This is a genomic window from Rhizobium sp. CB3171 (assembly GCF_029714265.1).
Taxonomy (GTDB): Bacteria; Pseudomonadota; Alphaproteobacteria; order Rhizobiales; family Rhizobiaceae; genus Rhizobium.
This window is the reverse complement of the sequence record NZ_CP121652.1, coordinates 296,109-316,787: the sequence shown is the minus strand read 5'-3', so window position 1 is coordinate 316,787 and position 20,679 is coordinate 296,109. Positions and strand designations below refer to the sequence as shown.

The window sequence follows — 20,679 nt, the reverse complement described above, 5'->3', positions numbered from 1 at the left end:
GACGCACAACGAAAAAAAGGCAGCGAATAGCGCTGCCTTGGAAGTTCATGCTGCCTAACGAAGCTCGAGTCGGTCAACTTCATGTTTCGGGAACCTTTCGGCTCCAAGCCGCCCAAAGTTCAAACGAACGGCCTCAAGTTGGATTTTACCTTTGACCAATCTCTCTTAACGCCAAGTTACCGCCGATAGGCCAGCCTTTGCCCCTCAGTTTTAAGAGGGCATCAGTTCTTGAGCTCCTCCAGCCCGGCAAAGAGGTCCAGCGCTTCGGGATTGGCAAGCGCTTCCTTGTTCTTCACCGGCCGGCCATGCACGACGTCGCGAACGGCGAGCTCGACGATTTTGCCGGACTTGGTGCGCGGAATATCGCGGACGGCGATGATCTTGGCCGGCACATGGCGGGGCGAGGCGCCGGTGCGAATGCGGGTTTTCATCGCTTTCACCAGATCCTCCGTCAGTGCCGCGCCGGCCGCGAGGCGAACGAAAAGCACGACGCGCACATCATCATCCCAATCCTGGCCGATGCAGAGCGCTTCGAGAACTTCGGGCATCTGCTCGACCTGATTGTAGATCTCCGCCGTGCCGATGCGCACGCCGCCGGGATTGAGCGTCGCGTCCGAACGGCCATGGATGATCAGGCCACCATGCTCCGTCCACTCGGCAAAATCACCATGGCACCAGACATTGTCGAAACGCTCGAAATAAGCGGCGTGATATTTGACCCGGTCGGGGTCGTTCCAGAACATCACCGGCATCGAGGGAAAGGCTTTGGCACAAACAAGCTCGCCCTTTTCGCCGTGCACGGGCTTACCCTCCTCGTTCCAGACATCGACGGCAAGGCCGAGCCCGGGTCCCTGGATTTCGCCGCGCCAAACCGGCTGCAAGGGATTGCCGAGCACGAAGCAGGAGACGATATCGGTGCCTCCCGAGATGGAAGCGAGCTGGATGTCGTCCTTGATGCCCTCATAGACGAAGGAAAAGCCTTCCGGCGACAGCGGCGAACCGGTGGAAGTCATCAGCCGCAGGCTGGAGAGATCATGCGAAGTTTTCGGCGTCAGGCCGCTCTTGCGCACGGCGTCGATATATTTGGCCGAGGTGCCGAACAGAGCGAATTTCTCCGCCTGCGCATAGTCGAAAAGGATATTGCCATCCGGCGCGAAAGGCGAACCGTCGTAGAGGCAGAGAGTGGCGCCGGCGGCAAGCCCCGTCACCAGCCAGTTCCACATCATCCAGCCGCAGGTGGTGAAGTAGAAGACCTTTTCGCCGGGGACCACGCCGCAATGCAGGCGATGCTCCTTCATGAGCTGCAGCAATGCGCCGCCGGTCGAATGGACGATGCATTTCGGCACGCCCGTCGTGCCCGAGGAAAACAGGATGAACAGCGGGTGTGAAAACGGCAGCGGCTCGAATTCTACCGCCTTCGCCTCGAAAGATGCAATGAACGTGTCCAACGCCTTTGCATCCGGTGTCGCCGCCGCGACCGCATCGGCATCGCCGGCATAGGGAATGATGACGGCAGGTGCACCGAGGCGCTGCGCGATGGCGCCGACCTTTGCCGTCACATCCTGCAATTTGCCGCCATACCAATAGCCGCTGCAGGCGATGAAGAGTTTCGGCTCGATCTGGCCGAAGCGATCCAAAACGCCCTGCTCGCCGAAATCCGGGGAGCAGGAGGACCAGATAGCGCCGATCGAGGCGGCGGCCAGCATGCAGGCAATGGTTTCCGGCATATTCGGCATCATGGCGGCGACACGGTCACCCCGGCCGATGCCGAGAGCGCGATAGGCCTGTTGCAGGCGCGACACCATGGCCGAGAGCCGGTCCCAGGACCAGCGGTCGCGCACCCTGTCTTCGCCCCAGAAGACCAACGCATCGCCCTCGCCGCTTTTCGACAGCAGGTTCTCGGCGAAATTCAACTCGGCATCGGGAAAGAAACGCGCCTCCAGCATCTGGTCGCCGTTGATCAGCGCCCTTTCGCCACGTTTTCCCTTGATGCCACAGAAATCCCATACTGCCGTCCAGAAGGTTTCCCGGTCGGCGATTGACCAGGCATGCAGGCTGGCGAAATCGGAAAGCGATAGGCCGAAGCGTCGGTTGCAGTCTTCCATGAAGACAAACATCGGGCTTTGCCGGCGAAATTCATCCGATGGCGTCCAGAGCGGCTGAGTATCTCGCATATTATCTCCTCCGGTTTTCGGCTTATATACCATGCTGCAGCGCATTATAAAGTCACTGAGTTGTCGGCATTCCTGCTGTACAATGTTTGCATCCGCCAATCATTTCCTATATCCGGCAAACGGAGGCATATCAGCGCTATCAGTATGAAAGTCTGAGTTGGATCATGAGAGCGTCGAGGAATAAAAAGTGGTGGTTGACGATGCGATCGGCCTCGCGCTGGCTACCTGCCGTTGCGCGCACCACTGGCATCGTCCTTCTCACCATCATCATCGTCTTCGCCGTTTTCAGGGCAACCGCTCCCTTCCTGATTTCCAGCGGCCTTGTGCGTGCCGGCATCGAGAATGCGCTATCGGACTGGACCGGATATCGCGCCCAGATCGAGGGTGCGCCGACGCTGGAATTCTGGCCGACGCCACGCGTGACGCTCAACCAGGTTACCATCCGCGAACCGACGAAAAACGGCAAGGTGCTTGGCCATGTCGACAGCCTTTCGGCGGACTTCTCGCTGTTTGCGGCGCTGCGCGGGCGCGCGCATTTTCATGAATTCCATTTCCTGCGGCCGGTGATCTACATCCGGCGTGACGAGACCGGTCTGATCGACTGGACGAATGAGGGGCTGCTGTCCAAGGCAATCGAGCGGGTGGAGACGTCCTCCAACCAGGGCATGCCGATCAGCAAGGATCAGGATGCCGTCATCGGCATGCTGACGATCGAGGACGGTCGCGTCGAAATGACGGACGATCGCAGCGGCAATCTCTACAAGATGAGCAGCATAAATGCGGACATCTCCTGGCCGCGGCTGTCCGGGGCGATGACTGCCGTCATTCTGGCGCGGCTCAACGGTCAGGACGTCAAGATCGATTTCAATTCTGCCCAGCCTCTGCTGCTCTTTGCCGGCAAGAGCGTCGATGCGAAGATAAGCTTCTCCTCGCCGCTGATCAACTGGACCTATGCAGGCGCCACCAGCATTTCCAATCTCTCCGCGCTCGCCGGAAATCTGGATCTGAGCGTGCCGAATGTGCCGTCTTTCCTGGCCTGGAGCGGAGAACATCTGCCGGCCGCCGATACGCTACGCAACGTCTCTCTCAATGCCGACGTCGCCGCGATCCCGAATGGTCTGCGCTTTAACAATCTGAACTTCAAGGTCAACGAATCCGCGGCGTCCGGCGTCATGGATCTGAGCTATACGACAAGCGGCAAGCCGAAGATTTCCGGAACGCTCGCCTTCGACCAGATGAACCTCAATCCGTTCCTGGCGGCCTTCTCCATGCGGCTGGCCGCGGATACGGCCATCGACGCATTGCTCAACGGCAATCCGCTACAGCGCCTCGATTTGGATATGCGGCTCTCGTCGAACAAAGCCGTGCTCGGTCCCTTCCAGTTCGATAATATCGGCGCCAGCCTGCTGGTTGCGGGCGGCAAGGCAAAATTCGATATCGGCGACAGCGGCTTCGAGGGTGGAGAGCTCACCTCGCATCTGGAGGTCACGCAAGGCGACTTCGATGGCGGCGGCAAATTGCAGATCTCCATCCACGATGCCGATTTCGGCGGGCTTTTCACCAGGCTCAACCTTGCAGGACCTCTACCGCTGACGACCGGATCATTGGATCTTTCGCTCAGCACGTCGAAGCCGATCTGGGCTGCCAATCTCAGCGATGTCGCCGGCAAGATGCATTTCACGTCGGCCACCGGCTCCTTCCGGCAATTCAACATCTCAGCCTTCCGTGCGCTTGCGTCCGAAAAGGCCTTTTTCCGGATGAGCGATATCGCCGACACGGCCTTCGATTTCGACAGCCTCAACGTCGATGCTAGCGTTGCCAAGGGATCGGTCGAGGTTCACAGCGCCCAGATCGTCGGGCGCAACGAAACGGTGATGCTGAACGGCGTCGTTCCCTTCCGCAGCAACGCACTGGCGCTGTCGGGCACGATGCAGGCGAGCAATCCGGCCAATGCGACGGAGCTGCCGATGCTGCCGTTCTTCATCGGCGGCACCTGGCCGGACCCGGTGATCTCGCCGGTCACGACGCTGCTGAAGAAGCCTGACCAGCAGACGCAGCAATAACAGGTTCCGTCTGCGGTTGGCTCTGACCTATGCCGCGGCAGCCGCCTGCTCGTCCCTTTGGCGCTGCACTTCGCGGCGCTTGGTGACGACGGAGGCGCAGATGACGCCGATGGTGACGACGCCGATCAGGATGGTGCAGATGGCGTTGATCTCAGGCGTCACGCCGAGCTTCACCTGGCTGTAGATCAGCATCGGCAATGTCTTTGCGCCAGCCCCCGAAGCAAAAGTGGCGATCACCAAGTCGTCTAGTGACAGCGTCAGCGCCAGCACCCAGCCGGAGAACACGGCCGGCGCGATGATCGGCAGCGTGATCTCGAAGAAGGTGCGCACCGGCGGCGCGCCGAGATCGAGCGCCGCCTCCTCGATCGAGCGATCGAAGCTCAGAAGCCTGGACTGCACGACGACGGCGACGAAACACATGGTCAGCGTCGTATGCGCCATGACGATCGTCCAGAAGCCGCGATCGAGGTCGGCGGTGACGAAGAGCAGCAGCAGCGACAGGCCGGTGATGACGTCGGGCATGACCAGCGGTGCATAAATCATGCCGGAAAACAGGATGCGGCCGCGGAAGCGCGTGTAGCGCACGAGCGTAAGCGCCGCCAGCGTGCCAAGGACGGTGGCGATCGTCGCCGAGAGCAAGGCAATGCGCACAGTCAGCCATGCGGCGTTGAGCATGCTGTCGTTGCTGAGCAGATGGCTGTACCACTGGGTCGAGAAGCCGCCCCAGACTGTGACCAGCCGCGAGGCGTTGAAGGAATAAATGACCAGCAGCAGGATCGGCAAATAAAGGAATGCAAGGCCGAGCGTTACGGAGACGATGTTGAAGCGGGACCAGCGAATCATGACCTATCTCCCCTTCTCATCGGCTTTTGCCTGTATGTGCTGGAAGAAGACGATGGGTATCACCAGCACAAGCAGCAAGATGGTCGCCACCGCCGATGCCAGCGGCCAGTCTGTATTGCCGTAGAACTCGCTCCACAACACTTTGCCGATCATCAGCGTTTCGGAGCCGCCAAGCAGGTCTGGGATGACGAACTCGCCGACCGCGGGGATGAAAACCAGCATGCAGCCGGCGATGACGCCAGGGATCGACAAGGGGAAGGTCACGCGCCAGAAGGCGCCGATCGGCGTGCAGCCGAGGTCCTGTGCCGCCTCGATCAGCGTGCCGTCCATCTTTTCCAGCGAGGAATAGAGCGGCAGCACCATGAAGGGCAGATAGGAATAGACCATGCCGATATAGACGGCGGTATTGGTATTCAGGATCACCAGCGGCTCATGGATGATGCCGAGCGTCATCAGCAATTGATTGAGCAAGCCCGTCGTGCTCAGGATCGACATCCAGGAATAGACGCGGATCAGGAAACTCGTCCAGAACGGCAGGATGACCAGCATCAACAGCGTCGGGCGGATGCTGCGCGGCGCCTGCGCCATACCGTAAGCAATGGGATAGGCGATGATCAGAGTCAGGATCGTCGATATGCCGGAAATCTTCAGGCTTTGGAGATAGGCGTTGAAATAGAGGGGATCGCCGGCCAGCCAGGTGTAGTTGTCGAAGGACATGCTCTGCAGCTTGTCCCACCAATCGCTGAAACTGTCCGACCAACTGAAAGCCGGATCATAGGGCGGAACCGAGAGCGCCTTCGTCGACAGCGAAATGCGGAAGACGATCAGGAAGGGCGCGAGAAAGAAAACCAGCAGCCAGGCATAAGGCACGATGATGACGAGGCGCTGGTAGATGGAAGAGCCGAGCGTCCTCATGATCAATCCTTCAGCAGCACGCCGGCATTTTCATCGAAGGAGACCCAGACGCCTTGATCATAGGAGAAAGGTTCCTCCACTGCGCGCACTGCATTCAGCGACGAAGCCTTGACGACCTGTCCGCTCTTCAGCTTGACGTGGAAGACCGTCATGTCACCGAGATAGGCAATATCCCAGATCTCGCCCTCGGCGGCATTGACCGAGGCGTTGGCCGGCGGGCGCGGCGTGACACGTAGCTTTTCCGGCCGAATGGCGAAGCCCGCGCGGCTGCCCTCAGTGAGCATTTCGCTGGCTGCCGTGCGCAGGGTGAAGCCGTTGTCGACGGCAATCTCGACCGTGCCGCCATTTGCGCGCGTGACATTGCCGTCGAGGATGTTCACGTCACCGATGAAGTCTGCGACGAAGCGGGAATTGGGAGCCTCATAGATCTCCGCCGGCGTCGCCACCTGCACGACCCTGCCATGGCTCATCACGGCAATGCGGTCGGCCATGGTCATCGCCTCTTCCTGATCGTGGGTGACGACGACGAAGGTGAGGCCAAGGCTCTGCTGCAGGTCCATGAGTTCGAACTGGGTCTCCTCGCGCAGCTTCTTGTCGAGCGCGCCGAGCGGCTCGTCGAGCAGCAGCACCTTCGGCCGCTTGGCGAGCGAGCGGGCGAGCGCCACGCGCTGGCGCTGGCCACCGGAAAGCTGGTTCGGCTTGCGATTGGAAAATTGCTCCAGCTTGACGAGCTTCAGCATCTGCGCAACGCGCTCGGCGATCTCCGCTTTCGGCATGCCATCCTGGCGCAGCCCGAAGGCGATATTCTTTTCCACGGTCATATGCGGGAAGAGCGCGTAGGATTGGAACATCATGTTGACGGGGCGGCGATAGGGCGGCGTGCCGGCAAGATTCTGGCCGTCGAGAACGATCTCGCCCGTCGTCGGCTGTTCAAAGCCCGCCAGCATGCGCAGCAGCGTGGACTTGCCGCAGCCGGACGCGCCGAGCAGAGCGAAGAATTCGCGGTTGTAGATATCCAGCGAAAGATTGTCGACGGCGGTGAAATCGCCGAACTTCTTCGTGACGTTCTTGAAGGAAATATATGGCTTTGCCGAAGGATCCGTCCAAGGAGCAAAGGAACGCCGGATATTACCGAGAGACTTCATCATCTATCCCCGAATTGATTCTGTGTCGCTCCGGCTTTCCCCACCCGGTAGCGTTTCAGAATTCGTATTACCCCGTCCGCGACCGCTCAGCGATCTGGACGCATGGTCTAAGGAAAGGCCCGGACGTTTCCGTCCGGGCCTTTGTCTGACTTATTGACCGGTAACAACCTTGGTCCACAAGCGCGTCGCCAGACGCTGCGTCTTCGGATCCCACGGCGTCACCGTGAACAGGTTTTTCATGATCTCATCGGTCGGATAGACCGCCGGATCCTCGAGGACTTCCTTATTCACGAACTGCTGCGAAGCCTTGTTGCCGTTGGCGTAGGCGACGAAGTTGCTGGCCTTGGCGATGACTTCCGGCTTCATGATGTAATTCAGGAATTCATGCGCCTCGGCCACATGCGGCGCATCGGCCGGGATCGCCATGACGTCGAACCACATCTGCGCCTGCTTCGGCATCGAATAGTCGACATGCACGCCGTTCTTGGCCTCTTCGGCGCGATTGCGCGCCTGCAGCACATCGCCGGAATAGCCGAAAGCGATGCAGATATCGCCGTTGGCCAGCGCATTGATATATTCGGACGAATGGAACTTGCGGACGAAAGGCCGGACCGATGCCAGAAGAGTCTCAGCCTTCTTGAAATCCTCCTGCTTGGTCGAGTTCGGATCGAGGCCGAGATAGGCCAGCACTGTCGGGATGACGTCCTTCGGCGCATCGAGCATATAGATGCCGCAATCCTTGAACTTGGCGGCGACCTTCGGGTCGAAGATCACATCGAGCGTCGGCTTGTCGTCGGTGCCGAGGATCTGCTTCACCTTGTCGACATTGTAGCCGATGCCGTTGGTGCCCCACATATAGTCGATGGCATATTGGTTGCCGGGATCGTAAGTGGAGATGCGCTGCATCACCATGTCCCACATGTTGGAGATGTTCGGCAGCTTCGACTTGTCGAGCTTCTGGAACACACCGGCCTTGATCTGGCGTTGCAGGAAGTCCGCCGTCGGCACGACGATGTCGTAGCCGGTCTTGCCCGCAAGGAGCTTGGTTTCCAGGGTCTCGTTGGAATCAAAGGTATCGTAGACAACCTTGATGCCGGTTTCCTTGGTGAAATCGGCCAGGATCGAATCATCGATATAATCCGACCAGTTGTAGATATTGACGACCTTGTCTGCAGCCTGGGCTGCCGTCACCAGCGAAACGGCTGCGAAAGCCGTTGCTGCAAGCCGTGCGAACATGGACTTCATGGTCTCTCCTGTTTTGTTCAAGGGCATCGCGGCGATACCCAACCCTCTGTTTTTCCCGTCAGACTAGAAAGGAATTCCGAAGGCCACAAGGGGGAAAAGCAAGGCAGTATGAGCTTTCACGGATTTGCTGAAAAAGGGAAAGGTCCCGCAGCGGAAACCCCGACGGGCGAGCGCACGCGATTGTGAACGTGAGGCCCGCTTCCTGCGTGAATGCCCGGATGGGCTTTGCTAACATCGCACCGTATCATTCCCACCAATAAACTCCTGCCCTTTTTTCACCGCCCTGCGTCAAGGGCAAACGCAACCCGCCTTTCCAAGGGTTTCCACCATGCAGTATCAAAAATTCGGCAATACCGGTCTCAGCGTCTCGCGCCTCTGCCTCGGCACCATGACCTTTGGCCTGCAGATCGAGCAGGAAGACATTGCGCATGCCATTCTCGACAAGGCGACCGACGCCGGCGTCAACTTCATCGACACCGCCGACGTCTATCCACTCGGCGGCGGCGAAGAGCTTGCCGGCCGCACCGAGGAAATCGTCGGCCGCTGGCTGAAGGGCAGACGCGATCGCTTCATCGTCGCCACCAAGGCGGTCGGCAAAGTCGGTCCCTCCCCTTGGGATCAGGGCGCGTCGCGCAAGCACCTTCTCGACGCCATCGATGCATCCTTGCGGCGTCTCGGCACCGACTATGTCGACCTCTATCAGCTCCATTCCGACGACCGCGACACACCGATCGACGAGACCCTGGAGGCGCTCGACGTCATCGTACGCTCGGGCAAGGCGCGCTATGTCGGGGTATCGAATTTCCTCGCTTACCGGCTGGCTCTAGCGCTCGGCCGCGCCGATTTCCTGCGCACCGCCCGCTTCGTTTCCGTGCAGCCGCGCTACAATCTGCTGTTCCGCCAGATCGAGCGCGAACTGCTGCCGCTTGCGGAAGAACAGCGCCTCGCCGTCATTCCCTACAATCCGATCGCCGGCGGCCTTCTGACCGGCAAACACAGGCACGACGTCGCGCCGACCGAAGGCCGCTTCAGCTCGCAACTGCGCAATGCCGGCACGAACTATCTGCAGCGCTACTGGCATGAACGCGAATTCGCGACGATCGAGAAACTGCGCGGTATCGCCGACGAGGCCGGCCATTCGCTTACCAAGCTCGCCGTCGCCTGGGTGGCCGCCAATCCGGTGATCACCTCCGCCATTATCGGCGCCAGCCGTCCGGAGCAACTGACCGACACGCTCGCCGCCATCGATCTCAAGCTCGATCCGGCGCTGAAGGCGAAGCTGGACGACGCGACAGTGGAATATCGCTGGGGCGACGCTGCTCGCTGAAAAGGATCTAACCGGCAGCCGCTTTGGCTGCCGGTTTTTACGCGTAGGTCGGGCGCTTGCCCGCAAACAGTTCCGCATGGCTTTTCAGCAACTTGGTCATACGATCGACCACGGTGCGGATATCCCGTCGATGACGGTCGGCATCGTTCATGACGATCCACTGCCGATGGCGCAGGGGCACGATCTCCTCGCCGACCCGTTCCAGCCTCGGTTCCTGATCGCCGACGAAGCAAGGCAGAACAGCGATACCTGCTCCCGCGAGCACGAGATCGTGAAGCGAGCGCGGGCGGCTTACGGTGAAGGCGATCTCTTCGCGTCTGTTCTGATGCGGCCAGCGCAGATAGGCCGATACCGCCTCCTCCTCCGCCACCGCGATCCAACGCTGCTGGCCGGAAAAGCGCATGTTGCGCGCCTGATAGGCGGCATAGGCGACGTCGCCGGTCTTGATGGCGGCGAGATTGGTCTCCTCCGGTTCGAAGGCGCGGATGCCGATGTCACTTTGGCGGTGGGCAAGGCTGGCGCGGCGCTCGCCGAGATATAGATCGATGCGGAATCCATCCCGCTCCGAACAGATTGTCGGCATGTTCTGGCTGAGCAGCCAGCCGACCCAGGTTCCGGCGGCAATGCGAACGACGGACATCCCCTGGGCGTCGCGCTGCCAGCTATCCACCTTGCGGGCGGCGGCCTCCATCTCCAGAAGCTGGTCGAAGAGCGCTTGCCCGTCGCCCGTCAACGCATATCCCGTCTGGCTGCGCTGGAAGAGCGTGCGCCCGATCTGGCTTTCCAATTCCAGCATGCGCCGGCCGATCGTCGCCGGGCTCAAACCGCTGGAAGATGCAGCCCCCGTCAACCCGCCGCCGCGGGCGACGTCGAGGAAAAGCTGATAGGAATCCCAGGTCGCGTTTTTCATGATTGAAAAACATATGGCGAAAACGGCTGTTTATAAAGAAGATTTCTCTGCGTAATTGAAGGGATGCTTTTCAATATGGAGACCTCCCATGATCGACTGCATCGCTTTGGCCAGAATTATCGAACTGGAGAATGACGCCCGCCATGCGCTATGGCGCCGCAACGAGGACGCTTTCTACCAAGAATATGGCCGTGATCCCTGGCCACTGTTTACCTGGTTCGGGAACGCTCTCGATATTAGCTATGCATGGCTCAAAACGAAAAAAGCGGACCGGCCCGATACGGACCGATCCGCCTGTGATAGCGACGATTGCAGCGGTCAGGCGGCTTGCGCCCGCATATAGCCCGCACCCTGCCCGCCTTCGATCTTGAACTGCTGGATGAGATAGAGCAGCGCGTCCGCTTCGGTGGCCAGTTCGCGGCTTGCCGCCGTGGTTTCTTCGACCATGGCCGCATTCTTCTGTGTCATCTGGTCCATCTGGTTGACGGAGGAGTTGACACCCTGCAGCGCGCTTGCCTGATCGTGGCTGGCGCGCGCGATCATTTCCACATGCTGGCTGATGGTAACGATCTGACCACTGATCTGGGCGAGCACTGAGCCGGCTTCCTGCACGAACTGCGAGCCGGAATTGACCTCGTGGGTCGATTTGTTGATCAGCCCCTTGATCTCCTGTGCCGCGGCGGCGGAGCGCTGCGCAAGCTCCCGCACCTCCATGGCGACGACCGCGAAGCCCTTGCCGGCCTCGCCGGCGCGGGCAGCTTCGATACCGGCATTCAACGCCAGAAGGTTGGTTTGGAAGGCGATCTCGTCGATGACGCCGATGATCTGCTCGATCTGGCGTGAGGCATCTTCGATACGGCCCATCGCATCGATGGCGTTACCTACGACGACGGAGCTGTCGTCGGCGCTGCGCTTGGCTTCGCGCACGATCGCATCCGCCTCCTTGGCGCGCTCGGCGGACGAGCGAACGGTGACGGTGATTTCATCCACGGCGGCGGCGGTTTCTTCCAACGCGGCCGCTTGCTGTTCGGTGCGCTTCGACAGGTCCTCGGCGGAAGCTGCCATCTGGCTGCCGTTGCTCTGGATCATCTCGACATTGTCGCGCACCTGGCTGAGCGTTTGCTGCAGACGCGACAGCGAGCTGTTGAAATCCTGGCGAAGTTGTTCGAGGCGGCCGATGAAAGGCGTCTGGATGCTAGCAGAGATATCGCCTTGAGCCAGCCGCTCGAGGCCGGCGGCAAGTTCGCTGACGGCGAAGTCGATCTGGCGGTCTAGCTCGCGCTTTTCGGCATCGTTGCGCTGGCGCTCGTGCTCGGCTGCGGTGCGTTCCTCGTCGCTCTGCTCCTCGATGCGGATCTTCGAAAGCGCGTTTTCCTTGAAGATGCCGAGCGCGCGGGCCATGTCGCCGATTTCGTCGTGGCGCTGCTCGCCGGAGATCGCAGTTTCCAGCATGCCGTCGGCGATACGGCGCATGGCGGCGGTGATCTGACCGATCGGACGCTGCAGGGTCAGGACCAGAGCGATGCCGCCGGCGACCGAGAGGATAATGCCAAGCGTGGTGGCGAGGATCGAGATGTAGTTCGCCTGATCACGCTCCGTGCCGGCGCTCTGCTTCTGGGTTTCGGCAAAGGCGGTGAGCTGACCCCAGACCTGATCGAGCTGCTGGCGGGCGCTGGCATATTCGGCGATGCGCTGGGTGATGGTATCGACCAGCTTGCCGCCGGCTTCATCCATCGACTTGATGGCCGGGCGGATGGCCTTGTCGATATCGCCGGCGAAATCCATGTCCTTGGCACTCTGGTTCAGCGTATTCATGTCGCCACCGAGTTTGGCGATTTCCTGGCGCAGACGGACGAGATTTTCCTTGGTGGTGTTGGCGGTGAAGTCGGCAAGCACGAGCTGCAGCGAATAGATCGAACCTTCGAGACGGCGGGTGTCCTGCAGAACGGAATTGGTCTGGACGACACGGGCGTCCAGTTGAACGAAGGTCGTGGTCGCCTGGCGCATCATCTGCGTTGCCGTGAGCTGCGTATAGGTCGACATCTGCCGGAAGCGGGAAAGCAGCCGTCCGATGGCGGTGACGGTATCGTCCGTTGGAACATCAGTGCTTTCGGTGAAAGCGCCGAGATCCTTGATGGTGCCGGCCAGCGACTGCACGACGCTTTTCTGGTTCTGCGGCACGGCGAGATCGATCGCCCGTAGCGCCTTGTTGAGATCAGGCAACCGGTCCTTGAGCAGCTTGACCTTGTCGGCCGGCGTTGCGGCCTTGTTGAAATCTTCGGCGACGGAGACAAGCGCATCGCCGCCCTTCAGCAGGCGGTCGGCGGCGCGCAGCGTCGCGGTCGCGTCGGCCTGGTCCTTGCGCATCTGGTCTTCCAGTTGCTGACCATCGAAATCGACATTGAAGCGGGCGCTGATCAGCGCTCTCTGCGCGTCTTCGATCACCTTGCGAAAGGCGACTTCCTGCTCGTGCAGCGTCCAGAGCTTGGCAACCAGGTTTGCCGTGTCGGCAGTCTTGGTCGTCGCATCCGTCAGATTATCGCGGCCTTCCGCATCCTTACCGAGCTGGTCGAGCGTCGCGTTCAGGACACCCTGCTGCGATTTGATGTCCTGATAGAGCTTGTCGCGCTGCTGTTCGTTGGTGATGCGCAGGAAGTCATCCATCGAAGCGTAGAGGTTCTTGAAGCCCGTCAGCGATTGCAGCACGCTGTTGGAAATTTCCATGCGCCCCTGCAGCAGGCCCGAAGCGTAGAGCCCGGTGAGGCCGACGGCGGAAATGCTGATGACGAAAGGCAGCACGAAGATCAGAACCTTCGTCTTGATCTTGAAACGAGACAGGATCTTGTCAATGAACATGGTGGCTCTGGCCTCTCATACACCGTACTACCCCTGCCGACGCCGCCACGGCGCTGACCGGATGCATAACCATCAAACTTGAGATGTTCGCAGACGGGGTCCCCAACCATGTCGGGAGGCAATCATTGCTTCGGCTCTACGTTGTAGAAGCACGCCCCAGAAAATCTTCGCGGATTGTGAGTCCGATTAATTAATTTTCGGATAAGGCGCCATGGCAATGACCTACAAGGCCATCGATAACTCGGGAAAAGCCTTAAAATGCAGGGAGGTAAGGCCGCGGGCGAGAGGATGCCGGGCGTATGCGCACGTGCTGGCCGCCGGCGAACGGCGGCCGAAGCCGATCAGGCCGATGATATCAGAAGCTGCGCACCGCAAGGTAAGCAATGCAGGCCGCCGTGGCGCCGGTTGCCAGCATCAGCAGCCGAATGGCCACCAATTTGGCATTGTCACGGGTTTGAGCAATTGCAATGGCGCGAGCGCGATGTTGTGTTCTATTCATGAGCCTAAATCCCATTTTCGCACTGACACGATAACCGGCAAAAGGTCGTTCCGGCAACTGCCAATGTGGACAATAAAGATGTAGGAAAGGAAAACGCCGGCACCAGAGCCTAGCCACAATTGTCGCACCCGGCGAATATTTATCCAAAAGGCGTAGGACTTTGCGGCTGGCAGTTCCACTTCCATAGCGGCGCGAGCAAGGGCTCCGTCGCTATGTGGAAATAAGTGTTTTAAGCCGCTTCGCCGGCGACATGGCCCGAGGCCCAGGCCCATTGAAAATTGTAGCCGCCGAGCCAGCCGGTGACGTCGACGCATTCGCCGATGAAAAAGAGGCCGGGGATGGTTTTCACCTGCATCGTCTTTGAATCGAGGCAGGCGGTATCGACGCCGCCAAGCGTGACTTCCGCCGTCCGGTAACCTTCGGAACCCGACGGCTTGACCGGCCAGGCCTGGACGGCGGCGGCAAGCTGCTGCAGGCGCTTGTCGGGCTGATCGGCCATATTGCCCGCTATGCCCTCTCCGTCGGCGAAATGCTGCGCCAGTCGCTTCGGCAATATCTCCGCCAGAGCCGTCTGTGCCGATTGCCGGCCATTGGCTTGCCGGGCCGTCTTGAGCGTGATGAAAATGTCGATATCGGGCTCGATCGCCACCGTGATCTCGTCGCCTTCCCGCCAGTAGGAAGAGATCTGCAGGATCGCCGGGCCGCTCAAGCCGCGATGGGTGAAGAGCAGGGCTTCGCGGAACGCGGTCTTGCCGTGGCGGATTTCGGCAGGCGCGGCGATGCCGGCAAGCGGCGCCAGGCGCTGGAGAAGCTGGGGATCGAGGGTCAGCGGCACGAGGCCGGGACGCGTCTCGACGAGCGGCAGGCCGAATTGCTCGGCGATGCGATAGGCAAAGCCGGTGGCGCCCATTTTCGGGATCGACTTGCCGCCGGTGGCGATGACCAGAGACGCCGCCTCCAAGGTACCCTCCGACGTGGCGACCTTGTAGCCCCCGCCCGCGACCGGCTCGATGGCGCCGATTTCGGTGCGCAGCCGCAACTCCACGCCGGCTGCCCGCATCTCGTCGGTCAGCATGCGGATGATGTCTTTGGCGCTGTTGTCGCAGAAGAGCTGACCGAGCGTCTTTTCATGCCAGGCGATGCCATGGCTCTCGACCATGGCGAGGAAATCCTTCGGCGTGAAGCGCGCCAAGGCCGACTTGGCGAAATGCGGATTGGCCGAGAGGAAGTTCTTCGGGCCGGCATGAATATTGGTGAAATTGCAGCGGCCGCCGCCGGAAATCCGGATCTTCTCCCCCGGCGCTGCGGCGTGGTCGAGCACGACGACGGAACGCCCGCGCTGGCCGGCGCGGATAGCGCACATCATGCCTGCGGCGCCTGCGCCGAGGACGATCACATCATATCTGCCGGCCACGTTTCATTCCTTTATCCATTGCTGCGCCGCACTGTCGTTTTTCCATCATATGGCGAAAGTCCGAACGGTTTTCCCCCTCGCCAATTGGCAAACTGCCGTTATGATGAAATCTTCGATCAACGCAAATACGGTGTTTTATGCCCGCGAAAAAGACCCCGCTGAAAGCTTCCATGCCGGTCTCGAAAATCGCAACAGTTCCCCCAAGCTTACGATCAGCGCGCGGCGTGGCAAATTGGAAGGAAGCGGCTCAGTGGCTGCGGGCGCGGGGAATCGAAGACATAGAATGCATCACACCGGACCTTGCGGGTGTGCCACGCGGCAAGATGATGCCCACCTCGAAATTCACCTCCAACACCTCGCTCGCCCTGCCCTCGGCGATCTATCGTCACACGATTTCAGGCGAATATCCGGAGGAGACCGAAAGCTTCCGTTACGAGCCGCGCGACAGTGACCTGAAGCTGGTGCCCGATCTTTCGACGCTCTCGGTCGTGCCCTGGGAGAGCGATCCGACGGCACAGGTGATTTGTGACATCGTCAATTCCGATGGCGATGCGGTGTCCTACACGCCGCGCAATCTGTTGAAGCGGATCATGGGCCTCTACCGCGAGCGTGGATGGAAGCCGGTGGTCGCGCCGGAGATCGAATTCTATCTCGTCGCCAAGAATGACGATCCGGACTATCCGTTGCATCCGCCGAAGGGCCGTTCGGGCCGCTCGATCCTCGGCGGCCAGGGTTATTCGATTGCCGGCATCAACGAATTCGACGAATTGATCGACGACATCTATCATTTCTCGGAGAAGCAGGGCCTGGAGATCGACACGCTGATCCATGAAGAGGGTCCGGCGCAGCTCGAAATCAACCTGCGCCATGGCGATCCGATCGAGCTTGCCGACCAGGTGTTCATGTTCAAGCGCACCATTCGCGAAGCGGCGATGAAACACGGCATCTATGCTACCTTCATGGCCAAGCCGATCCAGAGCCAGCCGGGCTCGGCGATGCATATCCACCAGTCGGTGGTCGATATCGTGACCGGCAAGAATGTTTTCACCAATCCGGACGGCAGTCCCTCGCCGGAGTTCTTCCACTTCATCGGCGGCATGCAACGTTATGTGCCGAATGCGCTGGCGATGCTGGCGCCCTATGTGAACTCCTATCGCCGCCTGGCGCCGAACATGTCCTGCCCGGTCAACAACGCCTGGGGCTATGACAACCGCACCACCGCGTTCCGCGTACCGGTCTCCGATCCGCAGGCGCGCCGCGTCGAGAACCGGTTGCCGAGCTCTGACGCCAATCCGTATCTGGCGCTCGCGGCCTCACTCGCTTGCGGCTTGCTCGGTATCATGAAGAAGGTGGAGCCGACCGCACCGACCGAGGATTCGGCCAACGAAGGTTCGATCGATCTGCCGCGCGGGCTTCTCGAAGCCATTGCGCTCCTGGAAGGCGAACCGGCTTTCCAAGAGGTCCTCGGAAAGGACTTCATCGACATCTATGTCGGCGTCAAGCGCGGCGAATTCGAAACCTTCATGCAGGTGATCAGCCCCTGGGAGCGGGAATTCCTTCTGCTCAACGTGTGAGGGAGGCCCGCCCATGACATTGCAGGAAGCATGGCAGAGCCCGATTGCGCCGGGCCTTTCCTGGTATCAGGCAACCATCGGCCCTCGCCCCGCCTATCCGAAGCTCGACGGCTCCCGCCGCGCTGACGTTGCCATCATCGGCGGCGGCTACACTGGCCTGCAGGCCGCCTACAATCTTGCCAAGGGCGGCGTCGATGTGGTGCTGATCGATGCCAATCGCTTCGGCGACGGCGCCTCCGGTCGCAATGGCGGCCAGCTCGGCACCGGCCAGCGCTCCTGGCCCGAGGAGCTGGAAGAGAAGATTGGCTACGAGCGCTCAAAGGCACTGTTCGATCTCGCCGAGGACGCCAAACATCACCTTCTCGACTTTGCCGCAGAATATGAAATCGACATCGACTTCATGCCCGGCCAGATGAATGTCACGCATAAGCGGAGCTACAAGCGCGCCTATATGGAGAACGCCGAAATCGCAGCGACGCGCTATGGCTATCCGCATGTGAGCTTCATGGATCAGGCCGAAACCCAGGAGCGGCTTGGCTCGAAGCTCTATCTCTACGGCGTCCGGGATATGGGCACGGGCCATATCCATCCACTGAAGCTGCTCATCGGCCTAGCGCGGGTAGCGCAGGCCGCCGGTGCTTCGATCTTCGAAATGACACCGGCGAAGGCGATCCGGCAATCCGGCGGCAGGACGCTGATCGAGACCGACAGCGGCACGATCACCGCCGACCGCGTGCTGATTGCCTGCAACGGCCACATCGGCAATCTGGAGCCGGTGACCGCGAGCCATGTCATGCCGATTCGCTCCTTCATCGGTGCCACCGAACCGCTCGACAGGTTTCCCGATGTCCTGCCCGGCGGTGAAGCGGTGGCGGATTCGCGATTCGTGGTGCGTTATTTCCGCAAATCGAAGGACGGGCGCCTACTGTTCGGCGGGCGCGAGGCCTATACCGCCGATAACCCGCGCGACATAACGCAGCACATCCGCCGCCAGATCGCCGAAATCTACCCTGCCCTCGGCAATATCAACATCACCCATGCCTGGGGCGGATCTGTCGGCATCACTATGCCGCGCCAGCCTTTCGTGCGCGAGGTCATGCCCGGCGTCACCTCCATCGGCGGCTATTCCGGCCACGGGGTCATGCTGTCAAACTATTGCGGTAAACTCTATGCGAAAACGGTTCTCGGGAACGCCGACGACCTTGCGCTTTTCAAGGCGTTGAACATCCCGCCCTTTCCCGGCGGCGCCCGCATGCGGGCGCCTCTCCTATTCCTGGCGCTCTCGTGGTTTGCGTTGCGCGACAGGTTCTAGAAACAGAACGGATTTCCTCTTCCGGCAATCCGCTCTAAAAAGCCGAGTCTGATTTTTGCGATGCACACTGGCCTTTTTAAATCGATTAGATTAAAAGGGGCCTTAACCAAGACTGATTGAGAGATAGCTCATGAGCAGCCAAATCATTCCCGTTGAACCATTTGACTATGTCGTTTTCGGCGGCAGCGGCGACCTTGCAGAACGCAAGCTTCTGCCCGCCCTCTATCATCGCCAGGTCGAAGGCCAGTTTTCCGAGCCCACCCGCATTATCGGCGCATCCCGCAGCGCGCTCTCGCATGAAGAATACCGCAAATTCGCCGAGGCCGCGCTGAAAGAGCATCTGAAAAAGGGCGAATTCGACGAAGCGGAAGTGAGGAAATTCTGCGCGCGCCTATTCTACGTACCGGTCGACGCCAAGACCGATGCCGGCTGGGATCAGCTCAAGAAGATTCTGGACGAAGGCAAGGACCGCGTGCGCGCCTTCTATCTCGCCGTCGCTCCGGGCATTTTCGGCGACATCTCGCAGAAGATTTCCGATCACAAGCTGATCACCAAGCAGACCCGCATCGTCGTCGAAAAGCCGATCGGCCGCGACCTCGCTTCCGCGCTGCAGCTCAACGACACGATTGGCAAGGTCTTCAAGGAAGAGCAGATCTTCCGCATCGACCACTATCTCGGCAAGGAAACGGTGCAGAACCTGATGGCGCTGCGCTTTGCCAACGCGCTTTATGAGCCGCTGTGGAACGCCAACCACATCGACCATGTACAGATCACGGTTGCGGAATCGGTCGGCCTGGAAGGGCGTGCCGGTTATTATGATACCGCCGGCGCGCTGCGCGACATGGTGCAGAACCACATCCTGCAGCTCCTCTGCTTGACCGCGATGGAAATTCCGTCATCGATGGACTCCGAAGCCGTTCGCGACGAGAAGCTGAAAGTTCTGCGCGCGCTGAAGCCGATCGACGCTTCCAACGTCGAGCAGGCGACCGTTCGCGGCCAGTATCGCGCCGGCGCTTCGGCAGGCGGCCCGGTCAAGGGTTACCTCGACGAACTGGAAGGTGGCGTCTCCAACACCGAGACCTTCGTCGCCATCAAGGCCGAGATCGGCAACTGGCGCTGGGCCGGCGTTCCCTTCTACATCCGCACCGGCAAGCGTCTTGCCGGCCGGGTGTCGGAAATCGTCATCACCTTCAAGCCGATCCCGCACAACATCTTCGATCAGGCCGCCGGCCGCATCGTCGCCAACCAGTTGATCATCCGCCTGCAACCGGACGAAGGCGTCAAGCAGTCGCTGATGATCAAGGATCCAGGTCCGGGCGGCATGCGCCTGCGCAACGTCTCGCTCGACATGAGCTTCGCTTCGGCCTTCAACGTCCGCAATCCGGACGCCTACGAACGCCTGCTGATGGACGTGGTCCGTTCCAACCAGACGCTGTTCATGCGCCGCGACGAAGTAGAAGCCGCGTGGGAATGGGTCGATCCGATGCTCAAGGGCTGGGAAGCCACCAGCCAGCCGGTGCAGGGTTATACCGCCGGCACGTGGGGTCCGAGCCAGGCCATCGCGCTCATCGAGCGTGACGGCCGCACATGGCATGACGATATCTAAACTGGGACGACGACGATGACAGCGAACATGCATGCTTTCGCCAATGGCGCCGAACTCGCCGGCAAGCTCGCGGACAAGGTGGTCGAGGTTCTCACGGCCGCCATCGCCACCCGCGGCTCTGCAAGCATTGCGGTCTCCGGCGGTTCGACGCCGAAGATCTTCTTCCAGACGCTGTCATCGCGTTCGCTCGACTGGAGCAAGGTGACGATTACCCTTGTCGACGAACGGTTCGTGCCGGCAGACAATCCGCGCTCGAACCACCTGCTCGTTCAGGAAAACCTGTTGAAGGACAAGGCGGCGTCGGCACAGTTCTTTCCGCTCTACCAAGCCGCGGCTTCCGTCGAGGAGGCCGCCGTTATCGCCACGGAAAAGACCAAGTGCATCGGCTTTCCCTTTGACGTCGCCATCCTCGGCATGGGCAATGACGGCCACACGGCCTCGTTCTTTCCGGGCGGGAGCAATCTCGCTGCGGCGCTCGATTCGAACAGCCCGCGCGGCATCATCACGATGGAAGCCGAAGGAGCCGGCGAACCCCGGCTGACCTTCACCTTCTCCAGCCTTCAGGATGCCGGATTGCTGGTGCTCCATATCGAAGGGGCAGGCAAGAAGGACGTTCTCGCCAAAGCGGAAGCGCCAGGCGAAGAGACCGAGATGCCGATCCGCGCCATTCTGCGCCGGGCCGCCTCTCTGGTCGAGATTTACTGGGCTCCCTGACAGGCCGGACGGCCGCCATCGGACCCTGAACGACACAGCAATCACCGCTGCGCCTCACGCCCCGAAAAGGCGTGCCGGCATA

General features: G+C 60.5%; 17 protein-coding genes. 7 read left to right on the top strand and 10 right to left on the bottom strand.

What is annotated here, in order from left to right:
• Window positions 1–221: 221 nt before the first annotated feature.
• The gene (locus tag QA648_RS01520; protein ID WP_283049190.1) at window positions 222–2,174 is read right to left on the bottom strand and encodes an acetoacetate--CoA ligase; all 1,953 of its coding nucleotides are present in this window, start codon (window positions 2,172–2,174) and stop codon (window positions 222–224) included.
• A 164-nt stretch (window positions 2,175–2,338) separates the two neighbouring features.
• On the opposite strand from QA648_RS01520, the gene QA648_RS01515 reads away from it, so the two are divergent.
• The gene (locus QA648_RS01515; RefSeq protein WP_283049188.1) at window positions 2,339–4,237 is read left to right on the top strand and encodes an AsmA-like C-terminal region-containing protein; all 1,899 of its coding nucleotides are present in this window, start codon (window positions 2,339–2,341) and stop codon (window positions 4,235–4,237) included.
• A 27-nt stretch (window positions 4,238–4,264) separates the two neighbouring features.
• On the opposite strand, the gene QA648_RS01510 is transcribed toward QA648_RS01515, so the two are convergent.
• The 4 genes from QA648_RS01510 to QA648_RS01495 all read right to left on the bottom strand — a co-directional run bounded on the left by QA648_RS01510 (window position 4,265) and on the right by QA648_RS01495 (window position 8,385).
• Entirely contained in the window at window positions 4,265–5,080 is an 816-nt protein-coding gene (locus tag QA648_RS01510) for an ABC transporter permease subunit (protein WP_104822051.1), read from the bottom strand.
• 3 nt (window positions 5,081–5,083) lie between these two features.
• Complete coding sequence (locus QA648_RS01505) at window positions 5,084–5,995, bottom strand: ABC transporter permease subunit (RefSeq protein ID WP_283049185.1); 912 nt, start codon at window positions 5,993–5,995, stop codon at window positions 5,084–5,086.
• Between the two features lie 2 nt (window positions 5,996–5,997).
• Window positions 5,998–7,140 carry an ABC transporter ATP-binding protein gene (locus QA648_RS01500; protein ID WP_283051443.1) on the bottom strand — a complete coding sequence of 381 codons (1,143 nt, stop codon included), beginning with the start codon at window positions 7,138–7,140 and terminating at the stop codon, window positions 5,998–6,000.
• Window positions 7,141–7,290: 150 nt separating this feature from the next.
• Window positions 7,291–8,385 (bottom strand): polyamine ABC transporter substrate-binding protein, encoded by a 1,095-nt coding sequence (locus QA648_RS01495; protein ID WP_283049183.1) that lies wholly within the window; start codon window positions 8,383–8,385, stop codon window positions 7,291–7,293.
• A gap of 328 nt (window positions 8,386–8,713) precedes the next feature.
• Between QA648_RS01495 and QA648_RS01490 the strand changes: the two genes are divergently transcribed.
• On the top strand, window positions 8,714–9,712 hold the full coding sequence (locus QA648_RS01490) for an aldo/keto reductase (RefSeq protein WP_283049181.1): 999 nt from the start codon (window positions 8,714–8,716) through the stop codon (window positions 9,710–9,712).
• 37 nt (window positions 9,713–9,749) lie between these two features.
• Here QA648_RS01490 and QA648_RS01485 read toward each other — a convergent pair whose 3' ends face one another.
• Window positions 9,750–10,622, bottom strand: a complete 873-nt coding sequence (locus tag QA648_RS01485; RefSeq protein ID WP_283049179.1) for a LysR family transcriptional regulator — start codon at window positions 10,620–10,622, stop codon at window positions 9,750–9,752.
• A gap of 88 nt (window positions 10,623–10,710) precedes the next feature.
• On the opposite strand from QA648_RS01485, the gene QA648_RS01480 reads away from it, so the two are divergent.
• On the top strand, window positions 10,711–10,965 hold the full coding sequence (locus tag QA648_RS01480) for a hypothetical protein (protein WP_283049177.1): 255 nt from the start codon (window positions 10,711–10,713) through the stop codon (window positions 10,963–10,965).
• Here QA648_RS01480 and QA648_RS01475 read toward each other — a convergent pair.
• The 4 genes from QA648_RS01475 to QA648_RS01460 all read right to left on the bottom strand — a co-directional run bounded on the left by QA648_RS01475 (window position 10,941) and on the right by QA648_RS01460 (window position 15,563).
• The gene (locus QA648_RS01475) at window positions 10,941–13,478 is read right to left on the bottom strand and encodes a HAMP domain-containing methyl-accepting chemotaxis protein (RefSeq protein WP_104822045.1); all 2,538 of its coding nucleotides are present in this window, start codon (window positions 13,476–13,478) and stop codon (window positions 10,941–10,943) included. The two genes, QA648_RS01480 and QA648_RS01475, sit on opposite strands and share 25 nt — an antisense overlap.
• 355 nt (window positions 13,479–13,833) lie before the next feature.
• Entirely contained in the window at window positions 13,834–13,977 is a 144-nt protein-coding gene (locus QA648_RS01470; RefSeq protein WP_199773517.1) for a hypothetical protein, read from the bottom strand.
• A gap of 229 nt (window positions 13,978–14,206) precedes the next feature.
• A complete protein-coding gene (locus QA648_RS01465) occupies window positions 14,207–15,391 on the bottom strand; it encodes an NAD(P)/FAD-dependent oxidoreductase (protein WP_283049174.1) in 1,185 nt (394 codons plus the stop codon).
• Complete coding sequence (locus QA648_RS01460) at window positions 15,375–15,563, bottom strand: hypothetical protein (protein WP_199773591.1); 189 nt, start codon at window positions 15,561–15,563, stop codon at window positions 15,375–15,377. Before QA648_RS01460 ends, QA648_RS01465 begins: the two co-directional genes overlap by 17 nt.
• On the opposite strand from QA648_RS01460, the gene QA648_RS01455 reads away from it, so the two are divergent.
• The 4 genes from QA648_RS01455 (at window position 15,529) to pgl (ending at window position 20,597) form a co-directional block, all read left to right on the top strand.
• Entirely contained in the window at window positions 15,529–16,965 is a 1,437-nt protein-coding gene (locus QA648_RS01455; RefSeq protein ID WP_104822043.1) for a glutamine synthetase family protein, read from the top strand. The two genes, QA648_RS01460 and QA648_RS01455, sit on opposite strands and share 35 nt — an antisense overlap.
• A 13-nt stretch (window positions 16,966–16,978) precedes the next feature.
• Window positions 16,979–18,277, top strand: a complete 1,299-nt coding sequence (locus QA648_RS01450) for an FAD-binding oxidoreductase (protein WP_283049172.1) — start codon at window positions 16,979–16,981, stop codon at window positions 18,275–18,277.
• Between the two features lie 130 nt (window positions 18,278–18,407).
• Complete coding sequence (zwf, locus tag QA648_RS01445) at window positions 18,408–19,883, top strand: glucose-6-phosphate dehydrogenase (protein ID WP_283049170.1); 1,476 nt, start codon at window positions 18,408–18,410, stop codon at window positions 19,881–19,883.
• Between the two features lie 15 nt (window positions 19,884–19,898).
• The gene (pgl, locus tag QA648_RS01440) at window positions 19,899–20,597 is read left to right on the top strand and encodes a 6-phosphogluconolactonase (protein ID WP_104822040.1); all 699 of its coding nucleotides are present in this window, start codon (window positions 19,899–19,901) and stop codon (window positions 20,595–20,597) included.
• Window positions 20,598–20,679: the final 82 nt, after the last annotated feature.

Coding starts and splice junctions, on each gene's coding strand:
- QA648_RS01515 (WP_283049188.1), top strand. CDS start 2,339: ATGAGAGCGTCGAGGAATAAAAAGTGGTGGTTGACGATGCGATCGGCC.
- QA648_RS01485 (WP_283049179.1), bottom strand. CDS start 10,622: ATGAAAAACGCGACCTGGGATTCCTATCAGCTTTTCCTCGACGTCGCC.
- QA648_RS01520 (WP_283049190.1), bottom strand. CDS start 2,174: ATGCGAGATACTCAGCCGCTCTGGACGCCATCGGATGAATTTCGCCGG.
- QA648_RS01505 (WP_283049185.1), bottom strand. CDS start 5,995: ATGAGGACGCTCGGCTCTTCCATCTACCAGCGCCTCGTCATCATCGTG.
- QA648_RS01470 (WP_199773517.1), bottom strand. CDS start 13,977: ATGAATAGAACACAACATCGCGCTCGCGCCATTGCAATTGCTCAAACC.
- QA648_RS01475 (WP_104822045.1), bottom strand. CDS start 13,478: ATGTTCATTGACAAGATCCTGTCTCGTTTCAAGATCAAGACGAAGGTT.
- QA648_RS01490 (WP_283049181.1), top strand. CDS start 8,714: ATGCAGTATCAAAAATTCGGCAATACCGGTCTCAGCGTCTCGCGCCTC.
- pgl (WP_104822040.1), top strand. CDS start 19,899: ATGACAGCGAACATGCATGCTTTCGCCAATGGCGCCGAACTCGCCGGC.
- QA648_RS01510 (WP_104822051.1), bottom strand. CDS start 5,080: ATGATTCGCTGGTCCCGCTTCAACATCGTCTCCGTAACGCTCGGCCTT.
- QA648_RS01460 (WP_199773591.1), bottom strand. CDS start 15,563: ATGGAAGCTTTCAGCGGGGTCTTTTTCGCGGGCATAAAACACCGTATT.
- QA648_RS01450 (WP_283049172.1), top strand. CDS start 16,979: ATGACATTGCAGGAAGCATGGCAGAGCCCGATTGCGCCGGGCCTTTCC.
- QA648_RS01495 (WP_283049183.1), bottom strand. CDS start 8,385: ATGAAGTCCATGTTCGCACGGCTTGCAGCAACGGCTTTCGCAGCCGTT.
- zwf (WP_283049170.1), top strand. CDS start 18,408: ATGAGCAGCCAAATCATTCCCGTTGAACCATTTGACTATGTCGTTTTC.
- QA648_RS01455 (WP_104822043.1), top strand. CDS start 15,529: ATGCCCGCGAAAAAGACCCCGCTGAAAGCTTCCATGCCGGTCTCGAAA.
- QA648_RS01480 (WP_283049177.1), top strand. CDS start 10,711: ATGATCGACTGCATCGCTTTGGCCAGAATTATCGAACTGGAGAATGAC.
- QA648_RS01500 (WP_283051443.1), bottom strand. CDS start 7,140: ATGAAGTCTCTCGGTAATATCCGGCGTTCCTTTGCTCCTTGGACGGAT.